Genomic DNA, 21,152 nt, shown 5'->3' with positions numbered 1-21,152 from the left:
ACACCCCTTGCCGACGGTAAAAAGATTTCCTCTAGCTGCGTCGTTTTCGTCAACTTTGGAGTGTTTACAACAATGGCAAAAATCGTCGACATCAAAGGTCGTGAAGTTCTCGACTCCCGTGGCAATCCCACCGTGGAAGCGGACGTGCTTCTCGACAACGGCATCATCGGCAGCGCTTGCGCGCCATCCGGTGCATCCACTGGCTCGCGTGAAGCGCTCGAGCTGCGTGATGGCGACAAGAGCCGTTACCTGGGCAAGGGCGTGCTCAAAGCGGTAGCCAACATCAACGGTCCGATCCGCGATCTGCTGCTGGGCACTGACCCAAGCGACCAGAAAGCCCTGGATCACGCGATGATCAAGCTCGACGGTACCGAAAACAAAGCGACCCTGGGCGCCAACGCCATCCTCGCCGTGTCCCTGGCTGCGGCCAAGGCTGCTGCGCAGGATCAGGACCTGCCGCTGTACGCACACATCGCCAACCTCAACGGCACTCCGGGTGTTTACTCGATGCCGGTACCGATGATGAACATCATCAACGGTGGCGAGCACGCCGATAACAACGTCGATATCCAGGAATTCATGGTTCAGCCGGTTGGCGCCAAGTCTTTCTCGGAAGGTCTGCGCATGGGCACCGAGATTTTCCATCACTTGAAAGCTGTGCTGAAGGCCCGTGGCCTGAGCACTGCCGTTGGCGACGAAGGCGGTTTCGCACCGAACCTGGCTTCCAACGAAGACGCTTTGAAAGTGATCTCGGAAGCTGTGGCAAACGCCGGTTACAAGCTGGGCACCGACGTGACCCTGGCACTGGACTGCGCGGCGAGCGAGTTCTACGAAGACGGCAAATACAACCTGTCCGGCGAAGGCCAGGTGTTCACCGCCGAAGGTTTCGCCGACTACCTGAAAGGTCTGACCGAGCGTTACCCGATCATCTCGATCGAAGACGGTCTGGACGAGTCCGACTGGGCTGGCTGGAAGATTCTCACCGACAAGATCGGCGAGAAGGTTCAACTGGTAGGCGACGACCTGTTCGTGACCAACACCAAGATCCTGAAAGAGGGCATCGATAAAAACATCGCCAACTCGATCCTGATCAAGTTCAACCAGATCGGCACGCTGACCGAAACCCTTGAAGCCATCCAGATGGCCAAGGCTGCCGGTTACACCGCAGTGATCTCGCACCGTTCGGGCGAAACCGAAGATTCGACCATCGCCGACCTGGCTGTGGGCACCTCGGCTGGCCAGATCAAGACCGGTTCGCTGTGCCGTTCCGACCGTGTATCCAAGTACAACCAACTGCTGCGTATTGAAGAGCAGTTGAATGGCAAGGCCAAGTACAACGGTCGCTCCGAGTTCCGCGGCTAAGTTGTAAATGGTAAAAAGACACCGGATTGTGTCGGAAAAGTCGTGACAGCGATGGATTTGCCACTAATCTGATGCCTTATATGCACAAGCCTGGATCTTCCAGGCTTCGTGCTATCAGATGCTTCAAAGTTTTGGCGTGGCTGTCTTTTTTCACTGGATACCTGATATTCGATGCGCAGTCCTTACTGGTTGTTTCTCGTTTTGCTCTTGCTGCTGGCCGGTCTGCAGTACCGCCTGTGGGTGGGCAATGGCAGTCTGGCGCAGGTCGCCGAGCTGAATCAGCAGATTGCTGATCAACATGCCGAGAACGAAGGTTTGCTGGAGCGCAACCGAGTGATGGACGCTGAAGTCAGCGAGTTGAAAAAAGGCATGGAGACCGTTGAAGAGCGGGCTCGTCACGAGCTGGGCATGGTCAAGGACGGCGAAACCCTTTACCAGTTGGCCCAATGATCAATTCCCTTCCGGCCTTCTGGGCCGTGATTCCTGCCGCGGGCGTCGGTGCCCGAATGGCCGCGGACCGTCCCAAGCAATATCTGCAACTGGGCGGGCGCACAATTCTCGAACACAGCCTCGGCTGTTTCCTCGATCACCCGAGCCTCAGGGGTTTGGTGGTCAGTCTTGCGGTTGATGATCCTTACTGGCCGAACCTGGCGTGCGCGGGCGACTCGCGTATTCAACGGGTTGAGGGCGGGGCCGAGCGTTCCGGCTCGGTGCTCAATGCCTTGCTGCATTTGCATGCGCAGGGTGCCGATGATGAGGATTGGGTACTGGTGCACGATGCCGCACGGCCCAACCTGAGTCGCGAAGATCTCGACAAGTTACTTGATGAACTGGCAGATGACCCTGTGGGCGGTTTGCTTGCGGTGCCGGCCCGCGACACGTTGAAACGGGTCGACAAGCACGGCCGGGTGGTGGAAACCGTCGATCGCAGTGTGATCTGGCAAGCGTACACGCCGCAGATGTTTCGCCTTGGTGCGTTGCATCGGGCGTTGGCGGACAGTCTGGTGGCGGATGCGCTAATTACTGATGAAGCATCGGCGATGGAGTGGGCGGGGCTGAAGCCGCGCCTGATCGAAGGGCGGGCGGATAACCTCAAGGTCACCCGGCCGGAAGATCTTGAATGGTTGCGGCAGCGTTGGGCGAATCGCCGCTAAAAGATCAAAAGATCAAAAGATCGCAGCCTTCGGCAGCTCCTACATGGGTTCGCATGCCTTTGTAGGAGCTGCCGAAGGCTGCGATCTTTTGCTTTTCAACCTCGATATTCCGGCCGCTCAGCCAACCCCACCTTCAAAAAATCCACCAACTTGCGCACCTTCGGCGACAAATGCCGTTGTTGCGGATACAACGCCCACACCGCCGTATTCGGCGGCATATGTGCCTCCAGTAACGAAATCAGCGCGCCATTGTGCAAATGCTCGAGCACGTAATAATCCGGTAACTGACACAGCCCGACCCCCTGCAACGCCGCATCCAGCACCGCCTGCCCACTGTTGCAACGCCAGTTGCCCTGCACCCGCTGGGAAAATTCTCGCCCGTTCTGTTCAAGCTGCCAGATGTCCGAGCTGCCAATCAGGCAATTGTGTCGGCTCAGTTCCGACAAACTGTGTGGGCGCCCATACCTTTCCAGGTAGGACGGCGACGCGCACAGATACATGCGCCGTGGCGCAAGTCGGGTGGCGACCAAACGCGAATCCTGCAGACGACCCAGGCGAATCGCCAGATCCAGCCCTTCATGCACCAGATCGAGTTGGCGATTGCTCAGCTCGATATCGATGCGCAGCTGCGGATACAGTCCCATGAAGCGTGTGACCAGCGGCACGATAAACCGCTCGCCATAGGCCACCGCACAGGTCATGCGCAGCATGCCTTTTGGTTCGCTGGTCAGGTCGCCCACCGCGCGCAAGGCTTCCTCGCGACTATCCTGCAAGCGTTGGCAATGTTGCAGAAAGGTTTGCCCGGCCTCAGTCAGTGTCACGCGACGGGTACTGCGATAAAGCAGACGCGTCTGCAAACGCTCTTCGAGTCGGACGATTTGGCGACTGACGTGCGAGGAGGAAACCCCAAGACGTTCCGCGGCGGCGGTGAACTGGCTGCATTCGGCGACGGCAACAAACTCGTCGATGCCTTCCCAGCGATTTTCGGACATCAAGATTATCCCTGTATGGCAATAATGTTTTGCTTTTGTCCGGATTATTCATCAGCTCGCGCTGAACTACACTGACGGTCTGCTTTTTTATTCAATGGATTCACTGGAGAGTCAGCATGATCAAGTCGCGCGCCGCCGTTGCCTTCGAGGCCAAGAAGCCGCTGGAAATCGTAGAAGTCGACGTCGCCATGCCCAAGGCCGGCGAAGTATTGCTGCGCGTGGTGGCTTCCGGGGTTTGCCACACCGACGCCTACACCCTGTCCGGCGCTGACCCGGAAGGCATCTTCCCGTCGATCCTTGGTCACGAAGGCGGTGCCATCGTTGAGGCCATCGGCGAAGGCGTAACCTCGGTTGCCGTTGGCGATCACGTCATTCCGCTGTACACCCCGGAATGCGGCCAGTGCAAATTCTGCAAGTCGGGCAAGACCAACCTGTGTCAGGCGATTCGCGCGACTCAGGGTAAGGGCTTGATGCCAGACGGCACTTCGCGCTTTTCCTACAAGGGCGAAACGATTTTCCACTACATGGGTACTTCGACGTTCTCGGAATACACGGTGCTGCCGGAAATCTCCGTAGCCAAGATCTCCAAGGATGCGCCGCTGGAAAAGGTCTGCCTGCTGGGTTGCGGCGTCACCACCGGTATCGGTGCGGTGCTCAACACCGCCAAGGTCAAACCGGGTGACACCGTGGCCATCTTCGGCCTCGGCGGTATCGGTTTGTCTGCAGTTATCGGTGCAGTCAAAGCCAAGGCTGCGCGCATCATCGCCATCGACATCAACCCGGCCAAGTTCGAGATCGCCAAGCAGCTCGGTGCCACCGATTGCGTCAACCCGAAAGATTTCGATCGTCCGATCCAGGAAGTGATCGTCGACATGACCGATGGCGGCGTCGACTTCTCGTTCGAGTGCATCGGCAACGTGCAACTGATGCGTGCAGCGCTTGAGTGCTGCCACAAAGGTTGGGGCGAGTCGGTGATCATTGGTGTAGCCGGTGCCGGCCAGGAAATCGCTACCCGTCCATTCCAGTTGGTCACCGGCCGCGTCTGGCGCGGGTCGGCGTTCGGCGGCGTACGCGGCCGTACTGAGTTGCCAAGCTATGTCGAGATGGCGCAAAGCGGCGAGATCCCACTGGATACTTTCATCACCCACACCATGGGCCTGGAAGATATCAACAAGGCATTCGACCTGATGCACGAAGGCAAGAGCATTCGTACCGTCATTCATTTCTAAAAGCAGCGCCAAGCAGCAAGCTTCCAGCTGCAAGTCAGGGCGCTTTTGCCTTTTCTTGAAGCTCGAAGCTTGCCACTTGCAGCTGGGAGAATCCCATGAATCTGGAAAACATCTCCTGTCAGAAAAGTTTTGGCGGCTGGCACAAACGCTATCGCCACCGCTCCGACGTACTCGGTTGCGACATGGTGTTTGCCGTGTACTTGCCACCGCAGGCGGAGCAGGGCGGCAAACTGCCGGTGCTGTACTGGCTGTCAGGGCTGACCTGCACCGATGAAAACTTCATGCACAAAGCCGGCGCGATGCGCATGGCGGCTGAACTCGGGCTGATCATCGTCGCCTCGGACACCAGTCCGCGCGGTGCCGATGTACCCGGCGATCCGGATGGTGCATGGGATTTCGGTCTCGGTGCCGGCTTCTATCTGAATGCCACCCAGGAGCCTTGGTCGCGGCACTATCGGATGCATGACTATGTCGTGCAGGAATTGCCTTCGCTGGTTGAAGCGCATTTTCCCGCGTCCGACAAACGCAGCATCAGCGGCCACTCCATGGGCGGCCACGGTGCATTGGTCTGTGCGCTGCGCAACCCGGGGCGTTACCAATCGGTGTCAGCGTTTTCGCCGATCAACAACCCGATGGATTGCCCGTGGGGGCAGAAGGCATTTTCGCGTTTTCTGGGCGAAGACCGTTCGAAGTGGAAGGAGTGGGATGCCTGCGCGCTGATCGCCGAAGCGCATGAAAAATTGCCGCTGTTGGTCGATCAAGGTGATCGCGATGACTTTCTTGAAAAACAGCTCAAACCCGAAGCCCTGCAACAAGCGGCAAAACAGGCGGGTCATCCGCTGGAACTGCGCCTGCAACCGGGCTACGACCACAGCTATTTCTTCATCTCAAGCTTCATAGACGACCACTTGCAGCATCACGCACGCGCCCTGCGCGGTTAATGCAGGTAGAATCACGCCCTGACAAAAATCGGGGCGTTTTTTTTATGCGTATTGGCCACGGCTACGATGTGCACCGTTTCGCTGAAGGCGATTTCATTACTCTGGGCGGCGTGCGCATTGCACACGGCTTCGGGCTGCTCGCTCATTCCGACGGTGACGTCCTGCTGCACGCCTTGAGCGATGCCTTGCTCGGCGCTGCGGCGCTGGGTGATATCGGCAAACATTTCCCGGACACCGACCCGCAATTCAAGGGCGCCGACAGCCGTGCGCTGCTGCGTCATGTGGTCGCGCTGATCCACGCAAAAGGCTGGAAAGTCGGCAACGTCGACAACACCATCGTTGCCCAGGCGCCAAAAATGGCCCCGCATATCGAATCGATGCGCGCGTTGATCGCGGCGGATCTTCAAGTTGAGTTGGATCAAGTGAACGTGAAAGCTACCACCACCGAAAAGCTTGGCTTTGTCGGTCGCGAAGAAGGCATCGCCGTGCACTCCGTTGCCTTGTTGCTGCGCGCATGAATGAACTGCAATTGCTCGGCCCGCGTGCCTATGGTGAACCCCTCGGCACTGCGGTACTGAAAGCCATCGCTGAAGATTTTCAGGTGGATGAAGTCCTCGACATCCCGTTCAGCGGCGATGGCGAACATTTGTGGATCTGGGTCGAAAAGCGTGGCCTGAACACGGAAGAAGCGGCGCGGCGTATCGCCAAGGCTGCCGGTGTGCCATTGCGCACCGTCAGCTATGCCGGGCTCAAGGATCGTCAGGCGTTGACCCGTCAGTGGTTCAGCGTGCAACTGCCGGGCAAGGCTGATCCGGATTTGTCGGCGGCGGAAAACGACACGCTGAAGATCCTCAAGACCACCCGCCACAAGCGCAAGCTGCAACGCGGTGCGCACTCGGCCAACGGTTTTACTTTGCGCCTGACCCAGTTCGCTGGCGACAAAGACGCGATTGAACAACGTCTGCAACTGGTCGCCCAGCAAGGCATTCCCAATTATTTCGGCGCCCAGCGTTTCGGCCATGACGGCGGCAACGTCGTTGATGCGCGTGGGTGGGCGGCGCGCAAAGCCTTGCCGGAGCAGCGCAATGTGCGTTCGCGCCTGCTGTCGACGGCGCGCAGTTTTCTGTTCAATAAGGTGCTGGCGGCGCGTGTTGCCGATGGCACCTGGCAGCAAGCGCAGGTCGGTGATCTGCTCGCGTTCACCGACAGTCGCAGCTTTTTTCCGGCCGGTGAAGCTGAGTGCAGCGACCCGCGTCTGGCTATTCTCGATCTGCACCCGACTGGCCCGCAGTGGGGCGAAGGTGACTCGCCCACCGCAGGCGCTGTCCATGAACTGGAGCAGGGGATCGCCGCCGGTGAAGCCGAGCTGCGAGATTGGTTGATTCACGCCGGCATGAGCCACGAACGTCGCATCCTGCGGCTGCCCATTGGCGGGTTGACGTGGCATTATCCCCAGCCTGACATTCTGCAACTGGAATTCGTCCTCCCGGCCGGATGCTTTGCCACCGTATTGGTGCGCGAGCTCGTTGATCTGGTGCCGGTGGGGCAGACGGACAGCCCATGCGTATTCTGATTTCTAACGACGATGGGGTAACCGCACCCGGTCTCGCCGCGCTTTATGCTGCGCTGGCGGATTACACCGAATGCGTGGTTATCGCCCCGGAGCAGGACAAAAGCGGCGCCAGCAGTTCGCTGACGCTCGACCGTCCGTTGCACCCGCAATACCTGGCCAACGGCTTTATCAGCCTCAACGGCACCCCGACCGACTGCGTACATTTGGGCCTCAACGGCTTGCTGGAGCGCGAGGCGGACATGGTGGTTTCCGGGATCAACCTCGGGGCCAATCTGGGCGATGACGTGTTGTATTCCGGAACCGTCGCGGCAGCGCTCGAAGGGCGCTTCCTCGAACGTCCGTCGTTTGCCTTCTCGCTGGTCTCACGTCAGGTGGATAATCTGCCGACAGCGGCGTACTTCGCGCGCAAACTGGTCGAGGCCCACGCCGGGCTCGATCTGCCGCCGCGCACGGTGCTCAACGTGAACATTCCCAATCTGCCGATCGACCACATTCGTGGCATCCAGCTGACCCGTCTCGGCCATCGCGCCCGTGCGGCGGCGCCGATGAAAGTGGTCGATCCGCGCGGCAAGGCCGGTTACTGGATTGCTGCTGCCGGCGATGCCGAAGATGGCGGCCCGGGTACCGACTTTCACGCGGTGATGCAGGGTTATGTGTCGGTCACGCCGTTGCAGCTCGATCGCACCTTCAACGACGCCTTCAGAAATCTTGATGGCTGGCTGGAGGGACTGCGCTGATGGCCCGTGAACACGAAGACCGACTGCGCAGCGGGATCGGCATGACCTCCCAGCGCACCCGCGAGCGCCTGATTCAGCGTCTATATGAAGAAGGCGTGTCGAACGCCAAGGTGCTGGAAGTCATCCGCCGCACGCCGCGTCACCTGTTCGTCGATGAGGCGCTGGCGCATCGCGCCTACGAAGACACGGCGCTGCCGATCGGCAACAACCAGACCATTTCCCAGCCTTATATGGTGGCGCGCATGAGCGAACTGCTGCTGGAGGCGGGGCCGCTGGATAAAGTGCTGGAGATCGGCACCGGGTCCGGGTACCAGACGGCGGTGTTGTCGCAACTGGTCGAACGGGTGTTCTCAGTGGAGCGCATCAAGGTGCTGCAGGATCGCGCCAAGGAACGCCTGGTCGAATTGAACCTGCGCAACGTGGTGTTTCGCTGGGGCGATGGCTGGGAGGGCTGGCCAGCGCTGGCGCCGTACAACGGCATCATCGTCACGGCCGTGGCCACTGATGTGCCGCAAGCGTTGCTCGATCAACTGGCACCGGGCGGGCGCATGGTGATTCCGGTCGGCGCCGGAGAAGTGCAGCAGCTGATGCTGATCGTGCGTGAAGAACACGGCTTTTCCCGGCATGTTCTCGGTGCCGTTCGCTTCGTGCCTTTGCTCAATGGGCCACTGGCCTGAGCATTTGTTTGCAGGCGCTGAATTCCTTTCGTTCGCCCGGGTCTTACTCCGGCAGCGATGGTTTAAACGCAGCAGAGTGTCAACTTGCAAACGTGTGCGCGAAGCGATTTCGCTTCATTAAAGGTAAAGCCGATTCGGCCCGTTATACTTGCGACACCTCATGCCGAAATCCGGCATTCCATTTTTCAGCCACCACAAAGGGAGCGGCGGGTGAGTCTCACAGTCATTGCGCAGCGTATGGGTAACACGAGCTTTCAGCGCCTGGTGACTGGCCTTGTCTTGAGCACCTTGCTGGTGGGTTGCTCCAGCACCAAATCGAACAATGTTCGTGTGGTCGATCGCAACAATGCGGTGGCGCAGCGTCCTACCGTGACGACCGGACAGTACGTAGTCCGTCCGGGCGATACGATGTTTTCGATCGCATTTCGCTACGGCTGGGACTACAAAGCCCTCGCTGCCCGGAACAATATTCCTACGCCGTATACGATCCATCCGGGTCAGACAATTCGCTTCGATGGTCGCACCGGGTCAACGTCGACGGCCGTGGTGAGCAACGCCGGTTCTGCGCCTTCTTCGTCCAGTAAAACCACGGTAATCCGGCGCCAGGCAAATGGCACGACGACCACGACAACCACCGGTTCTGCGGGGGCTGCACCGTCCGTCGCCAACAAGCCAGCGCCTGCTCCACTGCCTCCTGCCGGCCCAGCCCCGACCGGCTGGGGATGGCCATCTAATGGCATTCTGATTGGAAAATTCTCTTCAAACGGTAGTTTGAATAAAGGAATTGATATCGCCGGGGATTTGGGACAGCCTGTTTTAGCTGCGTCTGATGGGACGGTGGTATACGCCGGGAGTGGCTTAAGGGGCTACGGCGAATTAGTCATCATCAAACACAGCGAAACCTACGTCAGTGCCTACGGCCATAACCGCAGGCTGTTGGTTCGGGAGGGACAGCAGGTCAAGGTCGGACAGACAATTGCCGAAATGGGGTCAACGGGTACAGACCGGGTGAAACTGCATTTTGAGATTCGCCGCCAAGGTAAACCTGTAGATCCGCTGCAGTTCCTGCCAAGACGTTGATTTGTAAGCCAGCCTGTTCCGTCACGTAGAGGGGACAGGCTCCAGCGCTGCCAAGGATAAAGGCGTCGCTTGAGCTTGGGGTCGAACTCACCAAAGGACTATAACAATGGCTCTCAGTAAAGAAGTGCCGGAGTTTGACATCGACGATGAGGTTCTCCTTATGGAGACCGGCATCGATTCGGATTCTTCGATGTCGAATGATGAAGGGGCTGCTCCACCTTCCGTTCGTTCCAAATCCAAACACTCCGCTTCACTTAAACAACACAAGTACATCGACTACACGCGGGCACTTGATGCCACGCAGTTGTATCTCAACGAAATCGGCTTTTCCCCATTGCTCTCCCCGGAAGAAGAAGTTCATTTTGCGCGCTTGTCGCAAAGTGGCGATCCCGCCGGGCGCAAGCGCATGATTGAAAGTAACCTGCGGCTGGTGGTCAAAATCGCCCGGCGTTACGTCAATCGGGGGCTGTCGCTGCTGGATCTGATCGAAGAGGGCAACCTCGGATTGATCCGCGCGGTGGAAAAATTCGATCCCGAGCGCGGCTTCCGCTTCTCGACCTACGCGACCTGGTGGATTCGTCAGACCATCGAGCGCGCGATCATGAATCAGACCCGGACCATCCGGTTGCCGATCCATGTGGTCAAGGAACTCAACGTGTACCTGCGGGCTGCACGGGAGCTGACGCAAAAGCTCGACCACGAACCTTCACCCGAAGAAATCGCCAACCTGCTGGAAAAACCGGTGGGTGAGGTCAAGCGCATGCTTGGCCTGAACGAACGGGTTTCTTCGGTCGACGTCTCGCTGGGTCCGGATTCGGATAAAACCCTGCTGGACACTCTCACCGACGATCGTCCTACCGATCCATGCGAACTGCTGCAGGATGACGACCTGTCGCAGAGCATCGATCAGTGGCTGTCGGAGCTGACCGACAAGCAGCGCGAGGTGGTTATTCGCCGCTTTGGTCTGCGCGGCCACGAGAGCAGTACGCTGGAAGATGTAGGCCTGGAGATCGGCCTGACCCGGGAACGGGTGCGGCAGATCCAGGTGGAAGGCCTCAAGCGCCTTCGCGAGATCCTCGAGAAGAATGGCCTGTCGAGCGAGTCGCTGTTCCAGTAAGCGCCTCACACGACCGCCCGCAAAAAGCCCCGACTGGTTCGGGGCTTTTTGTTGCCTGTATTCCATGTAGGAGCTGCCGAAGGCTGCGATCTGTTGATTTTGCTTTTAAGATCAAAAGATCGCAGCCTGCGGCAGCTCCTACATGGCGAGGGTTTGTAGCCTTGCGGTGTAAGCCTTGGCTTACTGTTTCGTAAGTGTTCGTTATTTTTACACTGTGGCAGACGGTGATCGTTCTCAAGCTAAGTATTTAACTTGTTGATTCGTATATCTATTTTTTAATGTGAAGGGCTTATGACGGCGCTTTTCGGCTCGGAGTGCCGATTGCTCTCACCAGGAAAAGCTCTAGTATTCAGGTTGTGTCGACGGACAGACACGCCCTTCAAGGAAGAGGGGAACGGACATCGCAGGACGCGATTCATCAGGACGATGAAAAGGAATACAGGGAATAGGGAAAAAATGTGGGCGGGTCATACCGCCCCTTTTTTTGCCTGCAGAAAAGCAAAAAGGCCCGTAAGGGCCTTTTTATCGAGCGCGGGACAGATCAGCGTTCGAGGTCTTTGATCTTGCCTTTGACGCCATCCCACTCTTCGGCATCCGGCAGCGATTCTTTCTTCTCGGTGATGTTCGGCCAGATTTCTGCAAGATCAACGTTCAGTTGAATGAACTCCTGCATGTCCTCTGGAACTTCATCTTCGGAGAAAATGGCCACAGCAGGGCATTCTGGTTCGCACAGTGCGCAGTCGATGCACTCATCCGGGTGAATCACCAGGAAGTTCGGGCCTTCGTAAAAGCAGTCCACCGGACAGACTTCTACGCAGTCGGTGTACTTGCACTTGATGCAGTTGTCGGTGACGACGAAGGTCATTTCTAATTTTCTCCTCAGGCGGCGGCAGCGTTGCCCCTTCACGGTTGGGGTCGCCAGGTTCGGGAGCGATATCTGCTGGCCAGGCTATTAGCCAGCAGCATCCCAAACCGCGCGAGATTCTAACAGCTTGAAGCCGTTTGCGTTATATCCGCTTCTTCAGTGCTTATATCCGGTTCTTCAGGGCATAGAGCATTTCGAGCGCACGGCGTGGCGTCAGGTCGTCCAGATCCAGTTTAGCCAGCTCATCGAGCACCGGGTGCGGCAGACTGGCGAACATGTCACTTTGTTGCGGCGTTGCCGGTTTGCCCTTGGCAGCGGGTTTCGGCGCTTCATGCGGCAAAGCGGTTTCTTCCAGACGACTCAGGTGCTCGCGGGCACGCACAATCACTTCGCTCGGCACGCCGGCCAGTTGTGCCACCGCCAGGCCATAACTCTGGCTGGCAGGCCCCGGCAGCACGTGATGCAGGAACACGATGCGTTCGTTGTGCTCGGTGGCATTGAGGTGCACGTTGGCCACCAGAGGCTCGGCTTCCGGCAACACGGTCAGTTCAAAGTAGTGAGTAGCGAACAGCGTGTACGCGCGTAACTGAGCCAAACGTTCAGCCGCCGCCCACGCCAGCGACAGACCGTCGAAGGTGCTGGTGCCGCGGCCGACTTCGTCCATCAGCACCAGACTGCGCTCGGTGGCGTTGTGCAGAATGTTGGCGGTCTCGCTCATTTCGACCATGAAAGTCGAACGGCCACCGGCCAAGTCATCGCTGGAGCCGATCCGGGTGAAGATGCGGTCGACCAGCGACAACTCGCAACTGGCCGCCGGAACGAAACTGCCAATGTGCGCCAGCAGCACGATCAACGCGGTTTGGCGCATGTAGGTGGATTTACCGCCCATGTTCGGGCCGGTGATCACCAGCATGCGCGTATTGTCATCCAAGCTCAGGTCGTTGGCCACGAACGGCGTCGTCAGCACCTGCTCAACCACCGGGTGACGTCCCTGGGAAATGCGCATGCACGGCTCGCTGACGAAACGCGGGCAGTTCAGGTCAAGGTTCAGCGCGCGCTCGGCAAGGTTGCTCAGCACGTCGAGTTCGGCCAGCGCGCCGGCGGTGTCCTGCAACGGTGGCAACTGGCTGATCAGATCTTCCAGCAGCGCTTCATAAAGCATCTTCTCGCGGGCGAGGGCGCGGCTCTTGGCCGACAGCGCCTTGTCTTCGAACTCTTTCAGTTCCGGGGTGATGAAACGCTCGGCGCCTTTGAGGGTTTGCCGACGGATGTAGTCTGCCGGCGCTGACTCGGCCTGCTTGCTCGGCAACTCGATGAAGTAGCCGTGAATGCGGTTGTAACCGACTTTCAGGTGGCTCAGGCCGGTGCGGGCCTTCTCGCGGGCTTCGAGATCGATGAGGAACTGGCCGGCGTTTTCGCTCAGCGATTGCAGCTCGTCGAGTTCGCTGTCATAGCCGGTTTTCAACACGCCGCCGTCACGGATCACCGCTGGCGGGTTGTCGATGATGGCTTTTTCCAACAGCGCCGCCAGTTCCGGATAAGTGCTGGTGATTGTCGCCAAACCTTGCAGGTGCGGCGCTTCCAGATCGGTCATCGCCACTTGCAGCTCAGGCAGGGCGCCGAGCGCATCACGCAGGCGCGCCAGGTCACGAGGACGAGCATTACGCAGACCGATACGCGCCAGAATCCGCTCGATGTCGCCGATTTCCTTGAGCTGCGGTTGCAGTTTTTCGAAGCGGTAGCGGTCGAGCAGGCAAGTGATCGAGGTCTGGCGCGCCAGCAGCACGGTCAGATCGCGCAACGGCCGGTTCAGCCAACGGGTCAGCAAACGGCTGCCCATGGCGGTCTGGCAGCGGTCGACCACCGATTGCAGCGTGTTGTCGCGGCCACCGGCCAGGTTGGTGTCGAGTTCCAGGTTGCGGCGGCTCGCGCCGTCGAGCACCACGGTGTCGTCGAGACGTTCATGGCGCAGGCTGCGCAAATGCGGCAGGGCGGTGCGCTGGGTTTCCTTGGCGTAAGCCAGCAGGCAACCGGCAGCGCCGATGGCCAGGGTCAGGTTCTCGCAGCCGAAACCTTTGAGGTCTTGAGTGGAGAATTGCTGGCAGAGGCTCTTCAGTGCCGAATCACGCTCGAAATCCCACGGTGCGCGACGACTGACGCCACGGCGTTTTTCCGCCGGCAGGTCTCGTGGCCAGTCATCCGGGATCAGCAACTCGACCGGGTTGATCCGCTCCAGTTCCGCCAGCAGATTTTCCCAGCCTTTGATTTCCGACACGCTGAAGTTGCCGCTGGTGATGTCCAGCACGGCCAGGCCGAACAGACGCTCGTCACCCAGCAACGCGGCGATCAGGTTGTCGCGGCGCTCATCGAGCAGCGCCTCATCACTGACCGTACCCGGCGTGAGGATGCGCACCACCTGACGATCAACCGGGCCCTTGCTGGTGGCTGGGTCACCAACCTGCTCGCAAATCACCACGGACTCGCCAAGCTTGACCAGTTTCGCCAGATAGCCTTCCGCCGCGTGATAAGGAATCCCGCACATCGGAATCGCCTGCCCCGCCGACTGCCCACGCGCCGTCAACGTGATGTCGAGCAACTTGGCCGCCTTCTTCGCGTCTTCGTAGAAGATCTCGTAGAAGTCGCCCATGCGGTAGAACATCAGCTGATCCGGGTGCTGGTTCTTCAGGCGCCAGTACTGCTGCATCATCGGGGTGTGGGAGGACAGGTCGGAGACGGCTTTATTCATCGGATTGTCAGGAAACTCGTTGAAATGTGTGGGGCAAAAGCGTGGCGTTGGCCGGGCTTTTCCGCGATGGGCGCAAGATTACCATGGGCAGTCCACAGGACGCAGGTGCGAGGGCTGGGTGACAGCTTTCTGCATCAAAAACGCTGGTCATGCACAAAATATGCAAATCAGCATTTGTCTTAATAAAAAACTTCAAGCACTATGCGCGTTATGCAAAAACGCAACGTATCTACCGTCTTAAGAGCATTGCTCGATCAACACGGGATCTCCCCCACGGAGCTTCACCGTCGTACCGGCGTGCCTCAATCCACGCTCTCGCGAATTCTCAGCGGGAAGATCGTCGATCCTTCGGATAAACACATTTCGAAGATCGCCGAATACTTCGCCGTGAGCACCGATCAATTGCGCGGCCGCGCGGATGTCGCGTCTTCGGCTGCTGTCACGCGCGATGACGTGCACGCGGAACTCAAGGACATAATGCTGTGGGACGACGATACCCCTGTCGATGACGACGAGGTATCGGTGCCGTTTCTTCGCGAGGTTGAATTGGCAGCAGGATCAGGAAGATTCGTCATTGAAGAGAGCGAGCGCTCTAGCCTGCGCTTCGGCAAGCGCAGCCTGCGCCATAATGGTGTGCAGTTCGACCAGGCCAAATGCGTGACAGTGCGCGGCAACAGCATGTTGCCGGTGTTGCGTGATGGCGCCACCGTCGGCGTCAACGCAGGCAAGTGCGGCATCGGCGACATCATCGATGGCGACCTCTATGCGATCAATCACAATGGCCAGCTGCGCGTGAAGCAACTCTATCGCCTGCCGACCGGCATTCGTTTGCGCAGCTTCAACCGCGATGAACATCCGGACGAGGACTACAGCTTCCAGGAAATCCAGGAAGAACAGATCGTCATCCTTGGTCACGTCTTCTGGTGGGGCATGTACGCCCGCTAACCAGACCTCCTTCAGATAAAACCCGCCCTTCGGCGGGTTTTTTTTCGCCTCCAGCGAATCGCCAGGCCCTTGCATACTGGGGCTTTCATGCGTTTGCGCATTTCTTGTGCATAAATAAATGCATTTACGCATTGACTGTATATGCATCCATGCATATCCTTGCCACCAAGCCGCTCGACAAAGCGGCTGGAAACGAAAGCTCTTTAGTTCCACAAGAACAGGCAGCGATGAACCGGCCTCAACGGTTCAGAGGGTAGGCAACTGACCCGGGTGTGCAGCGTAAAGCACCAGAAGCAGTTATCCGGCGGGCAGGGACCGCGGTCGGAAAAACAATCTGAATGGACTCGTACCGCGCCAGTAGCGCCGAAAAGTCAGCTTCCTTCTTGAACACAGGATTTGAAGGAAGGCGAAGGAGTGCATTACTGAAAAGCCCGGTGCCTCACCGGGCTTTTTGGAATGCCTGTCTTACTGCTTCACAACCGCCCACCTCAAATGACAACACATTCAGGAGTATCAAATGAATCTCTATGCACTGGTTGAATACAGCAAGGTCGTTCAGTTGAAAGAAAGCAACGTCAGTCCGGATGCACCTGCTTCGCCCACGTCCGCTTGGGTAGATGTCACCGGAAATACAGAAATACGCGTTGGTTGGGGAGCGGCCTTCAACGGAGTCTGGACATTCACACCCCCAACAGATGAAGACTTGCGTAACGAAGCCGAACAACAGAAATGGCAATTGCTGAATGTCGCCGCCAACTGGCTACTGCTCAACTCGCTTCAGTTCAAAGTTGATCTCGGTATCGCGACAACGGAAGACCAGGCTCGTTTGCTGACTCACAAGCAGTATTGCATTGACGTCAGCGACATTGATAAGCAACCGGGTTACCCGGCAAACATCGTCTGGCCGGTAGCGCCGTACTGACAAACACACCAAGCCACTTCGTTCAAGAATTAGCCAAAAGGAAATTTGATGAATCGTTATGCACTCACAATTACGGCCATGGGTTACACCGTGGTTCTACAACTGGTGGACATTGATGGCGAGGCGCCAGCCGTACCGGGAGGAGAACCAACTGCTTCATGGCGCGATGTCACCGGTAACGAAACCGTTCAACCGGGAATGAAACTGGTGTGGGGGCCTTCCGGAAATGAATTTGCTGAAACGACGGTCCAGGAGCAGCAATTGTTTACGAGCGGTCGCATAGAACTTCGGTTGGACGACGCAACACGCTGGCTGAAATTCAACCCTTTGCAATACAAGTTGGATCTCGGTATCGCCACTGCGGCTGATGAAGCGACATTGGTAGCCTACAAGCAGTACTTCATCGCTGTCGGCGATGTAAAAAACCAGAACACATTTCCAACCATCAACTGGCCGGCCGCGCCCTTCTGATCGCCACTTTCAAAGCTTGTCTGTGGGAGCGCATTACTGAAAAGCCCGGCCACAGCGCCGGGCTTTTCGGAATGCCTACCTCAAGAGAAACCGATTGAACCCAACACACACCATTCATCCATCACACCAGGAGGCGTGACATGACAAACGAGCAACAAGCGTTGGCGGACATGCCGATCTGGCTGGTCATCCTCCTTGCCGTTGTCGGCGGGGTGTCCGGCGAAATGTGGCGCGCCGACAAAGAGGGCGCCCGTGGCTGGCCGCTGGTACGGCGTCTGGCATTGCGCTCCGGCGCCTGCATGATCTGCGGCGTGTCGGCGATCATGCTGCTGTATGCCGCCGGCATGTCGATCTGGGCAGCCGGCGCCTTCGGCTGCCTCACCGCGATGGCCGGGGCCGACGTCGCCATCGGTCTGTACGAACGCTGGGCCGCCAAGCGCATCGGCGTTTGCGAAGTTCCTCCGCGCGATTCGCCGACCGATCCATGATTCCCGCAAAGAGAAACGCTGAATATGAATGACGAAGATCTGGCCGCAATCAATCAATTGGTTGCGGCGCTGCAAATCCAGTCCGACAGTCAGACGGCATTGAGTGCCTCCATTCGATTGTTGGCGCAAAGCAACCAGGCACTGGTCGATTTGATCAAGAGTCGAGAGCCGGATCCCAACGCACCGTCCTACCTGGACGGTACACCTGCACCCTGACTGAACGCCGCTCGCAACGCCGAGACAGGTCCATCCGAGTAATACCCTCAACCCCGCTATTGCGGGTTTTTTTGTTCAATGGAGAACGCCAGATGTCGATTCTTACCCAAGGTACTCAAATTTTCGCCCTTGTTCCGCCAGCCGCAGGCACCGGCCCTTACACCGTACTGGAAATCGAACACGCCACTTCGTTCGATCCGGGCGGTGCCCCTGCAGAACAGATTGAAGACACCAGTCTCAACGCTGAAGAGCGCACCTATAAAAAAGGTCTGCGCACACCCGGTACCGCCAGCCTCGGCCTCAACGCCGACCCGACCAACGCTAGCCATATCCGTCTGCATCAATTGTCGGAAGCCGACGGTGATACCGGCATCAAATGGGTTGTGGGCTGGTCGGACGGCAAAGGTGTAGCGCCAACGGTGAATGCTCAGGGCAATGACTTCGAATTGCCAGCCACCCGTACCTGGTTCGCCTTCGACGGTTATGTGTCGGACTTCCCGTTCAACTTCGCCCTCAATACCGTGGTCACTACCACTGTCACTATTCAGCGTACCGGCGGTTCCGCCTGGATCAAGAAAGCCTGAGAGACGCCATGAACCTCAAACAACTGAAAGCCAAGGGCGGCATTGTCGATGGGCAGCCGATCAGGAAAGAGGTGAGCTGGACTCACTATGATGGCGAGTCGGGCAAGGAAATAACCGATACGTTCGTTCTGCATGTCCGCCGCCAATCGTTCGGTGTCATCGAGCGTCTGTTCGCTCAAGGCGAGAACGAGCAAAGCCGCAACGCGAGTTACATCGCCGCGTCGGTTTCGTTAGGCGCGGATGGTTCGGAAGCGCTGTCCTTTGATGACGCCTACAACCTTGAACCGTCTTTAGGGTTCTTATTGCTCAACGCAGTCAATGAGGTGAATGGCACCGGTGGGCATTCAACAAAAAACTGACCGCCGCCGATGAGTTCTGGCACGAGTTGGTGCTGAACGGAGTCGGCGGCCGGACGATTGCCGAAGCCAAGGAGCGCATGACCTATCATGAAGCTCTGGCTTGGGGTCGCTATATCGATAGATATGGTTCGCTACATACCGGCAGGCGGCTGGAGGCGAGTAGCGCGATGGTTGCGCTACAGACCCACCGACTGGGCGGCGGCCTGGCGGAACTGCTGGACTTCATGCCGCATGAGCAGCGTCAAGGGTTATCCCTTGAGCTCGCGATTGAGCAATGGCGATAGGCAGACAACTACATGACCCGTTTCGGCGGGTTTTTTTATAGCCCGGAGAAATGCACATGGCAGTTACTTCCTCAGCGGGTTTGACGCCGAACCTGGACGGCCTTGAACAAGCCTGGACTCAGGCGTCACGAATTACTGAACAAAAGCTGCGCCAAATGCAAAAGCAGATCGAGGATGCAGCGAAAAAAATTGGTGTGACGTTACATGCATCGGCCAGTTCGATTGCCCAAGCCAATGTCGCCACCTACGTCGATGTTCAAGAACAAGCCAGCAAGCGAACCAACTATTCAGACGATTTCGACAAGTTGCGCAGTAATGGTGCTCTTGCTGCCGCGCAGCTCGGAATGGGGTCGCGGGAAAGTGAGCGTGCGAAAGCGTTGAATGACATCGACCAGAAATATGCGTTGGCACGCAAGGCGCTGGACACGCCCACGGCGGGAGGCATTGCGCCTCAGGAAGGTGCCGATTACAGCGCGAAGCTCGGCGAGTTGAAAACCGAACACGAGCAGATGACTCTTCAGGTTCAAAGCAACTACGAGGCGATGACCGAGGCTCAGGGTAACTGGATCAACGGGGCCACTTCGGCCTGGGATGATTACCTGACCAGCTCCAACAATGTTGCAGCCAAATCCAAGGCAGTGTTTACCAATGCGTTCAACACCATGGGCGATGCGGTTTCGACATTTGCGCTGACAGGCAAGTTTTCGTTTTCCGATTTTGCCAAATCAGTGCTTGGAGACATGGCCAAACTGGCGGCTCAGACAGCGATGTCCAAAGGTCTGAGTTCGTTGTTCGGTCTGGTCGGAACGGCGGCGACGTCGCTGTTTGGTGGTGGTAGCGCACCTGGGGTAACGACCGCGAGAGTAGGGGCGGACACCACCCTATTCAACCCGGCTTTATCGCTTGGGTCGGATTTCAGATACACCGGATTCGCCAAGGGTGGTGCCTTTACAAACGGCGTTGCCACGGGGCCGATCCTGGCGCCGATGGCCATGTTTGGCGAAGCCGGAGCAGAAGCCATCATGCCGCTCAGTCGAGGTTCCGATGGCTCCCTCGGCGTGCAGGTGCAGGGTGGCGCATTGGGCGGTAACAGCAACCATCAAGTAGTCATCCAGCAAACCATCAATGTAGGTGACAGTTCGGGGGGGAGCGTAGCAGGCGACATGAACTCGCAAACCGTCGCCAAGGCCTACGCCGGTGCCGCCAAACTGGGTGCCGCCGAACAGATTGCTCGTGACCTTAAACCGGGTGGGCAGATCTGGTCCGCCATCAACGGCCGCTGACGATCAGCGGCTGCAACCACTCACGCCCGGAGGAAACATGAGCACGGAAACATTCAGCTGGCTTCCAAAAGTAGAGCCCGTCGGCAATGTCGAGTTTCGCCTCAAATCGGCGAAGTTTGGTGATGGCTATCAACAAGTGGCCGAAGACGGCATCAACAACAAAACACAATCCTGGCCGCTGACCTTCGTCGGTGACGAGGTGCGGATCAGATCCATTGTGCAGTTTCTTGATCGTCACGCCGGAGCCGCGCCTTTTTACTGGACGGCACCGTTGAGCGAGCCTGCCCTCTATCGCTGCAAAGGTTATCAACCGACTCCGATGGGCGCAGGTCTCTATACCTTGGTAGCCACCTTCGAGCAGGCATTTCACCCGTAAACCGGGATACGCCTGACGCCAAAACCACCCTGCCTTGCGCGGGGTTTTCTTTGCCCGGAGATTTAAATGTCCATTACTGCAGATATCCAGGCGCTGGAACCGGGTGCCTGGGTCGAGCTGTTTGAGCTCGATGCGACCAGCCTCGGAGCCGAGTTATATCGCTTCCACGGTTATCCACAGCAGGCCTCGATTTTCTGGCAAGGCCTGGAGTATTCACCCTGGCCCATTCAGGCCGAAGGCTTTGAGATGACCGGGCAGGGCACACAACCGACTCCATCGCTTTCGGTTGGTAACGTCGGTGGTTTCATCACTGCTCTGGTGTTGTATTTCGATGATCTGGTCGGGGCGCGGCTGATCCGTCATCGCACGTTGGGCAAGTACCTCGATGGTCAGCCTGAAGCCGATCCCGAAGAAGAACTGCCGCCAGATGTCTGGTTTATCGAGCGCAAGGTCAGTGAAGACAGTGAAGTGGTGAAGTTCGAACTCGCCAGTGCACTGGACTTCAACGGCGTACAACTTCCGCGTCGGCAAATCGTTGCCAATGTCTGCTGGTGGCTCAGTTGTGGTGGTTATCGCGGTCCGTACTGCGGCTACAACGGCGGCCCCGTGGCGGACGCCAATGACGTAATCGTCAGCGACGCGGCCAGGGACAAGTGCGGAGGACGCCTGAGCAGTTGCAAGCTGCGTTTTGGCGAAAACAATCCACTGCCATATGGCTCGTTTCCGGCGGCGGGTCTGATTCGGAGCTGAT

25 protein-coding genes are annotated in these 21,152 nt (G+C 58.0%); 22 read left to right on the top strand and 3 right to left on the bottom strand.

All coding sequences use genetic code 11. The annotated features are described in order from the left end of the window. Nucleotides 1-72: 72 nt before the first annotated feature. The 3 genes from eno (at nucleotide 73) to ispD (ending at nucleotide 2,516) form a co-directional block, all read left to right on the top strand. Nucleotides 73-1,362: a phosphopyruvate hydratase gene (gene eno / locus QOL84_RS13445; RefSeq protein ID WP_007908839.1), complete on the top strand. Its 1,290-nt coding sequence runs from the start codon at nucleotides 73-75 to the stop codon at nucleotides 1,360-1,362. Between the two features lie 171 nt (nucleotides 1,363-1,533). After that, nucleotides 1,534-1,812 (top strand): cell division protein FtsB, encoded by a 279-nt coding sequence (ftsB, locus tag QOL84_RS13440; protein WP_007908838.1) that lies wholly within the window; start codon nucleotides 1,534-1,536, stop codon nucleotides 1,810-1,812. After that, the gene (ispD, locus tag QOL84_RS13435) at nucleotides 1,809-2,516 is read left to right on the top strand and encodes a 2-C-methyl-D-erythritol 4-phosphate cytidylyltransferase (protein ID WP_283437514.1); all 708 of its coding nucleotides are present in this window, start codon (nucleotides 1,809-1,811) and stop codon (nucleotides 2,514-2,516) included. Before ftsB ends, ispD begins: the two co-directional genes overlap by 4 nt. Before the next feature lie 95 nt (nucleotides 2,517-2,611). Here ispD and QOL84_RS13430 read toward each other — a convergent pair whose 3' ends face one another. Continuing rightward, entirely contained in the window at nucleotides 2,612-3,508 is an 897-nt protein-coding gene (locus QOL84_RS13430; RefSeq protein ID WP_283437513.1) for a LysR family transcriptional regulator, read from the bottom strand. 116 nt (nucleotides 3,509-3,624) lie between these two features. Here QOL84_RS13430 and QOL84_RS13425 point away from each other — a divergent pair, with 116 nt between their 5' ends. The 8 genes from QOL84_RS13425 (at nucleotide 3,625) to rpoS (ending at nucleotide 10,862) form a co-directional block, all read left to right on the top strand. Then, nucleotides 3,625-4,737 (top strand): S-(hydroxymethyl)glutathione dehydrogenase/class III alcohol dehydrogenase, encoded by a 1,113-nt coding sequence (locus QOL84_RS13425; RefSeq protein WP_283437512.1) that lies wholly within the window; start codon nucleotides 3,625-3,627, stop codon nucleotides 4,735-4,737. 95 nt (nucleotides 4,738-4,832) lie between these two features. After that, complete coding sequence (gene fghA, locus QOL84_RS13420) at nucleotides 4,833-5,678, top strand: S-formylglutathione hydrolase (RefSeq protein ID WP_283437511.1); 846 nt, start codon at nucleotides 4,833-4,835, stop codon at nucleotides 5,676-5,678. A gap of 44 nt (nucleotides 5,679-5,722) precedes the next feature. Then, on the top strand, nucleotides 5,723-6,196 hold the full coding sequence (ispF, locus tag QOL84_RS13415) for a 2-C-methyl-D-erythritol 2,4-cyclodiphosphate synthase (protein WP_020795989.1): 474 nt from the start codon (nucleotides 5,723-5,725) through the stop codon (nucleotides 6,194-6,196). Continuing rightward, complete coding sequence (gene truD / locus QOL84_RS13410; RefSeq protein ID WP_283437510.1) at nucleotides 6,193-7,251, top strand: tRNA pseudouridine(13) synthase TruD; 1,059 nt, start codon at nucleotides 6,193-6,195, stop codon at nucleotides 7,249-7,251. The genes ispF and truD overlap by 4 nt, the downstream gene beginning before the upstream one ends. Beyond that, complete coding sequence (gene surE / locus QOL84_RS13405) at nucleotides 7,239-7,988, top strand: 5'/3'-nucleotidase SurE (RefSeq protein ID WP_283437509.1); 750 nt, start codon at nucleotides 7,239-7,241, stop codon at nucleotides 7,986-7,988. Before truD ends, surE begins: the two co-directional genes overlap by 13 nt. Before the next feature lie 41 nt (nucleotides 7,989-8,029). Continuing rightward, nucleotides 8,030-8,665 (top strand): protein-L-isoaspartate(D-aspartate) O-methyltransferase, encoded by a 636-nt coding sequence (locus QOL84_RS13400; RefSeq protein ID WP_174823965.1) that lies wholly within the window; start codon nucleotides 8,030-8,032, stop codon nucleotides 8,663-8,665. Nucleotides 8,666-8,875: 210 nt separating this feature from the next. Beyond that, nucleotides 8,876-9,745 (top strand): peptidoglycan DD-metalloendopeptidase family protein, encoded by an 870-nt coding sequence (locus tag QOL84_RS13395; protein WP_283437508.1) that lies wholly within the window; start codon nucleotides 8,876-8,878, stop codon nucleotides 9,743-9,745. A gap of 106 nt (nucleotides 9,746-9,851) precedes the next feature. Continuing rightward, nucleotides 9,852-10,862: an RNA polymerase sigma factor RpoS gene (gene rpoS / locus QOL84_RS13390; protein WP_129389857.1), complete on the top strand. Its 1,011-nt coding sequence runs from the start codon at nucleotides 9,852-9,854 to the stop codon at nucleotides 10,860-10,862. Nucleotides 10,863-11,403: 541 nt separating this feature from the next. On the opposite strand, the gene fdxA is transcribed toward rpoS, so the two are convergent. Together fdxA and mutS are read right to left on the bottom strand one after the other, a co-directional pair. Then, nucleotides 11,404-11,727, bottom strand: a complete 324-nt coding sequence (gene fdxA / locus QOL84_RS13385; protein ID WP_064393166.1) for a ferredoxin FdxA — start codon at nucleotides 11,725-11,727, stop codon at nucleotides 11,404-11,406. A gap of 163 nt (nucleotides 11,728-11,890) precedes the next feature. Continuing rightward, nucleotides 11,891-14,473, bottom strand: a complete 2,583-nt coding sequence (mutS, locus tag QOL84_RS13380; protein ID WP_283437507.1) for a DNA mismatch repair protein MutS — start codon at nucleotides 14,471-14,473, stop codon at nucleotides 11,891-11,893. A gap of 210 nt (nucleotides 14,474-14,683) precedes the next feature. Between mutS and QOL84_RS13375 the strand changes: the two genes are divergently transcribed. The 11 genes from QOL84_RS13375 to QOL84_RS13325 all read left to right on the top strand — a co-directional run bounded on the left by QOL84_RS13375 (nucleotide 14,684) and on the right by QOL84_RS13325 (nucleotide 21,151). Further along, nucleotides 14,684-15,418 (top strand): XRE family transcriptional regulator, encoded by a 735-nt coding sequence (locus QOL84_RS13375; RefSeq protein ID WP_283437506.1) that lies wholly within the window; start codon nucleotides 14,684-14,686, stop codon nucleotides 15,416-15,418. A 517-nt stretch (nucleotides 15,419-15,935) separates the two neighbouring features. Beyond that, nucleotides 15,936-16,340 carry a tail fiber assembly protein gene (locus QOL84_RS13370; RefSeq protein WP_283437505.1) on the top strand — a complete coding sequence of 135 codons (405 nt, stop codon included), beginning with the start codon at nucleotides 15,936-15,938 and terminating at the stop codon, nucleotides 16,338-16,340. 48 nt (nucleotides 16,341-16,388) lie between these two features. After that, entirely contained in the window at nucleotides 16,389-16,811 is a 423-nt protein-coding gene (locus QOL84_RS13365; protein ID WP_283437504.1) for a tail fiber assembly protein, read from the top strand. 140 nt (nucleotides 16,812-16,951) lie between these two features. Next, nucleotides 16,952-17,299, top strand: a complete 348-nt coding sequence (locus tag QOL84_RS13360; RefSeq protein WP_283437503.1) for a phage holin family protein — start codon at nucleotides 16,952-16,954, stop codon at nucleotides 17,297-17,299. 24 nt (nucleotides 17,300-17,323) lie between these two features. Beyond that, nucleotides 17,324-17,515 carry a hypothetical protein gene (locus tag QOL84_RS13355; RefSeq protein ID WP_283437502.1) on the top strand — a complete coding sequence of 64 codons (192 nt, stop codon included), beginning with the start codon at nucleotides 17,324-17,326 and terminating at the stop codon, nucleotides 17,513-17,515. A gap of 92 nt (nucleotides 17,516-17,607) precedes the next feature. Beyond that, entirely contained in the window at nucleotides 17,608-18,099 is a 492-nt protein-coding gene (locus QOL84_RS13350) for a phage tail tube protein (protein WP_283437501.1), read from the top strand. A gap of 8 nt (nucleotides 18,100-18,107) precedes the next feature. Beyond that, nucleotides 18,108-18,458 (top strand): phage tail assembly chaperone family protein, TAC, encoded by a 351-nt coding sequence (locus tag QOL84_RS13345; RefSeq protein WP_283437500.1) that lies wholly within the window; start codon nucleotides 18,108-18,110, stop codon nucleotides 18,456-18,458. Nucleotides 18,459-18,487: 29 nt separating this feature from the next. Further along, nucleotides 18,488-18,742, top strand: a complete 255-nt coding sequence (locus tag QOL84_RS13340) for a hypothetical protein (RefSeq protein WP_283437499.1) — start codon at nucleotides 18,488-18,490, stop codon at nucleotides 18,740-18,742. Between the two features lie 56 nt (nucleotides 18,743-18,798). Then, nucleotides 18,799-20,025 carry a phage tail tape measure protein gene (locus QOL84_RS13335; protein WP_283437498.1) on the top strand — a complete coding sequence of 409 codons (1,227 nt, stop codon included), beginning with the start codon at nucleotides 18,799-18,801 and terminating at the stop codon, nucleotides 20,023-20,025. A gap of 37 nt (nucleotides 20,026-20,062) precedes the next feature. Beyond that, nucleotides 20,063-20,401 carry a phage tail protein gene (locus QOL84_RS13330; protein WP_186622077.1) on the top strand — a complete coding sequence of 113 codons (339 nt, stop codon included), beginning with the start codon at nucleotides 20,063-20,065 and terminating at the stop codon, nucleotides 20,399-20,401. Between the two features lie 66 nt (nucleotides 20,402-20,467). Further along, nucleotides 20,468-21,151 carry a phage minor tail protein L gene (locus QOL84_RS13325; RefSeq protein ID WP_283437497.1) on the top strand — a complete coding sequence of 228 codons (684 nt, stop codon included), beginning with the start codon at nucleotides 20,468-20,470 and terminating at the stop codon, nucleotides 21,149-21,151. Nucleotide 21,152 lies beyond the last annotated feature (1 nt).

Source organism: Pseudomonas helmanticensis (assembly GCF_900182985.1).
GTDB classification, from domain to species: domain Bacteria; phylum Pseudomonadota; class Gammaproteobacteria; order Pseudomonadales; family Pseudomonadaceae; genus Aquipseudomonas; species Aquipseudomonas helmanticensis.
This window is presented reverse-complemented; position numbering and strand designations above follow the sequence as displayed.

Bases quoted from the DNA above. Each gene is read 5' to 3' on its own strand.
- eno (WP_007908839.1), top strand. From the start codon at position 73: ATGGCAAAAATCGTCGACATCAAAGGTCGTGAAGTTCTCGACTCCCGT.
- ftsB (WP_007908838.1), top strand. From the start codon at position 1,534: ATGCGCAGTCCTTACTGGTTGTTTCTCGTTTTGCTCTTGCTGCTGGCC.
- ispD (WP_283437514.1), top strand. From the start codon at position 1,809: ATGATCAATTCCCTTCCGGCCTTCTGGGCCGTGATTCCTGCCGCGGGC.
- QOL84_RS13430 (WP_283437513.1), bottom strand. From the start codon at position 3,508: ATGTCCGAAAATCGCTGGGAAGGCATCGACGAGTTTGTTGCCGTCGCC.
- QOL84_RS13425 (WP_283437512.1), top strand. From the start codon at position 3,625: ATGATCAAGTCGCGCGCCGCCGTTGCCTTCGAGGCCAAGAAGCCGCTG.
- fghA (WP_283437511.1), top strand. From the start codon at position 4,833: ATGAATCTGGAAAACATCTCCTGTCAGAAAAGTTTTGGCGGCTGGCAC.
- ispF (WP_020795989.1), top strand. From the start codon at position 5,723: ATGCGTATTGGCCACGGCTACGATGTGCACCGTTTCGCTGAAGGCGAT.
- truD (WP_283437510.1), top strand. From the start codon at position 6,193: ATGAATGAACTGCAATTGCTCGGCCCGCGTGCCTATGGTGAACCCCTC.
- surE (WP_283437509.1), top strand. From the start codon at position 7,239: ATGCGTATTCTGATTTCTAACGACGATGGGGTAACCGCACCCGGTCTC.
- QOL84_RS13400 (WP_174823965.1), top strand. From the start codon at position 8,030: ATGACCTCCCAGCGCACCCGCGAGCGCCTGATTCAGCGTCTATATGAA.
- rpoS (WP_129389857.1), top strand. From the start codon at position 9,852: ATGGCTCTCAGTAAAGAAGTGCCGGAGTTTGACATCGACGATGAGGTT.
- fdxA (WP_064393166.1), bottom strand. From the start codon at position 11,727: ATGACCTTCGTCGTCACCGACAACTGCATCAAGTGCAAGTACACCGAC.
- mutS (WP_283437507.1), bottom strand. From the start codon at position 14,473: ATGAATAAAGCCGTCTCCGACCTGTCCTCCCACACCCCGATGATGCAG.
- QOL84_RS13375 (WP_283437506.1), top strand. From the start codon at position 14,684: ATGCAAAAACGCAACGTATCTACCGTCTTAAGAGCATTGCTCGATCAA.
- QOL84_RS13370 (WP_283437505.1), top strand. From the start codon at position 15,936: ATGAATCTCTATGCACTGGTTGAATACAGCAAGGTCGTTCAGTTGAAA.
- QOL84_RS13365 (WP_283437504.1), top strand. From the start codon at position 16,389: ATGAATCGTTATGCACTCACAATTACGGCCATGGGTTACACCGTGGTT.
- QOL84_RS13360 (WP_283437503.1), top strand. From the start codon at position 16,952: ATGACAAACGAGCAACAAGCGTTGGCGGACATGCCGATCTGGCTGGTC.
- QOL84_RS13355 (WP_283437502.1), top strand. From the start codon at position 17,324: ATGAATGACGAAGATCTGGCCGCAATCAATCAATTGGTTGCGGCGCTG.
- QOL84_RS13350 (WP_283437501.1), top strand. From the start codon at position 17,608: ATGTCGATTCTTACCCAAGGTACTCAAATTTTCGCCCTTGTTCCGCCA.
- QOL84_RS13345 (WP_283437500.1), top strand. From the start codon at position 18,108: ATGAACCTCAAACAACTGAAAGCCAAGGGCGGCATTGTCGATGGGCAG.
- QOL84_RS13335 (WP_283437498.1), top strand. From the start codon at position 18,799: ATGGCAGTTACTTCCTCAGCGGGTTTGACGCCGAACCTGGACGGCCTT.
- QOL84_RS13330 (WP_186622077.1), top strand. From the start codon at position 20,063: ATGAGCACGGAAACATTCAGCTGGCTTCCAAAAGTAGAGCCCGTCGGC.
- QOL84_RS13325 (WP_283437497.1), top strand. From the start codon at position 20,468: ATGTCCATTACTGCAGATATCCAGGCGCTGGAACCGGGTGCCTGGGTC.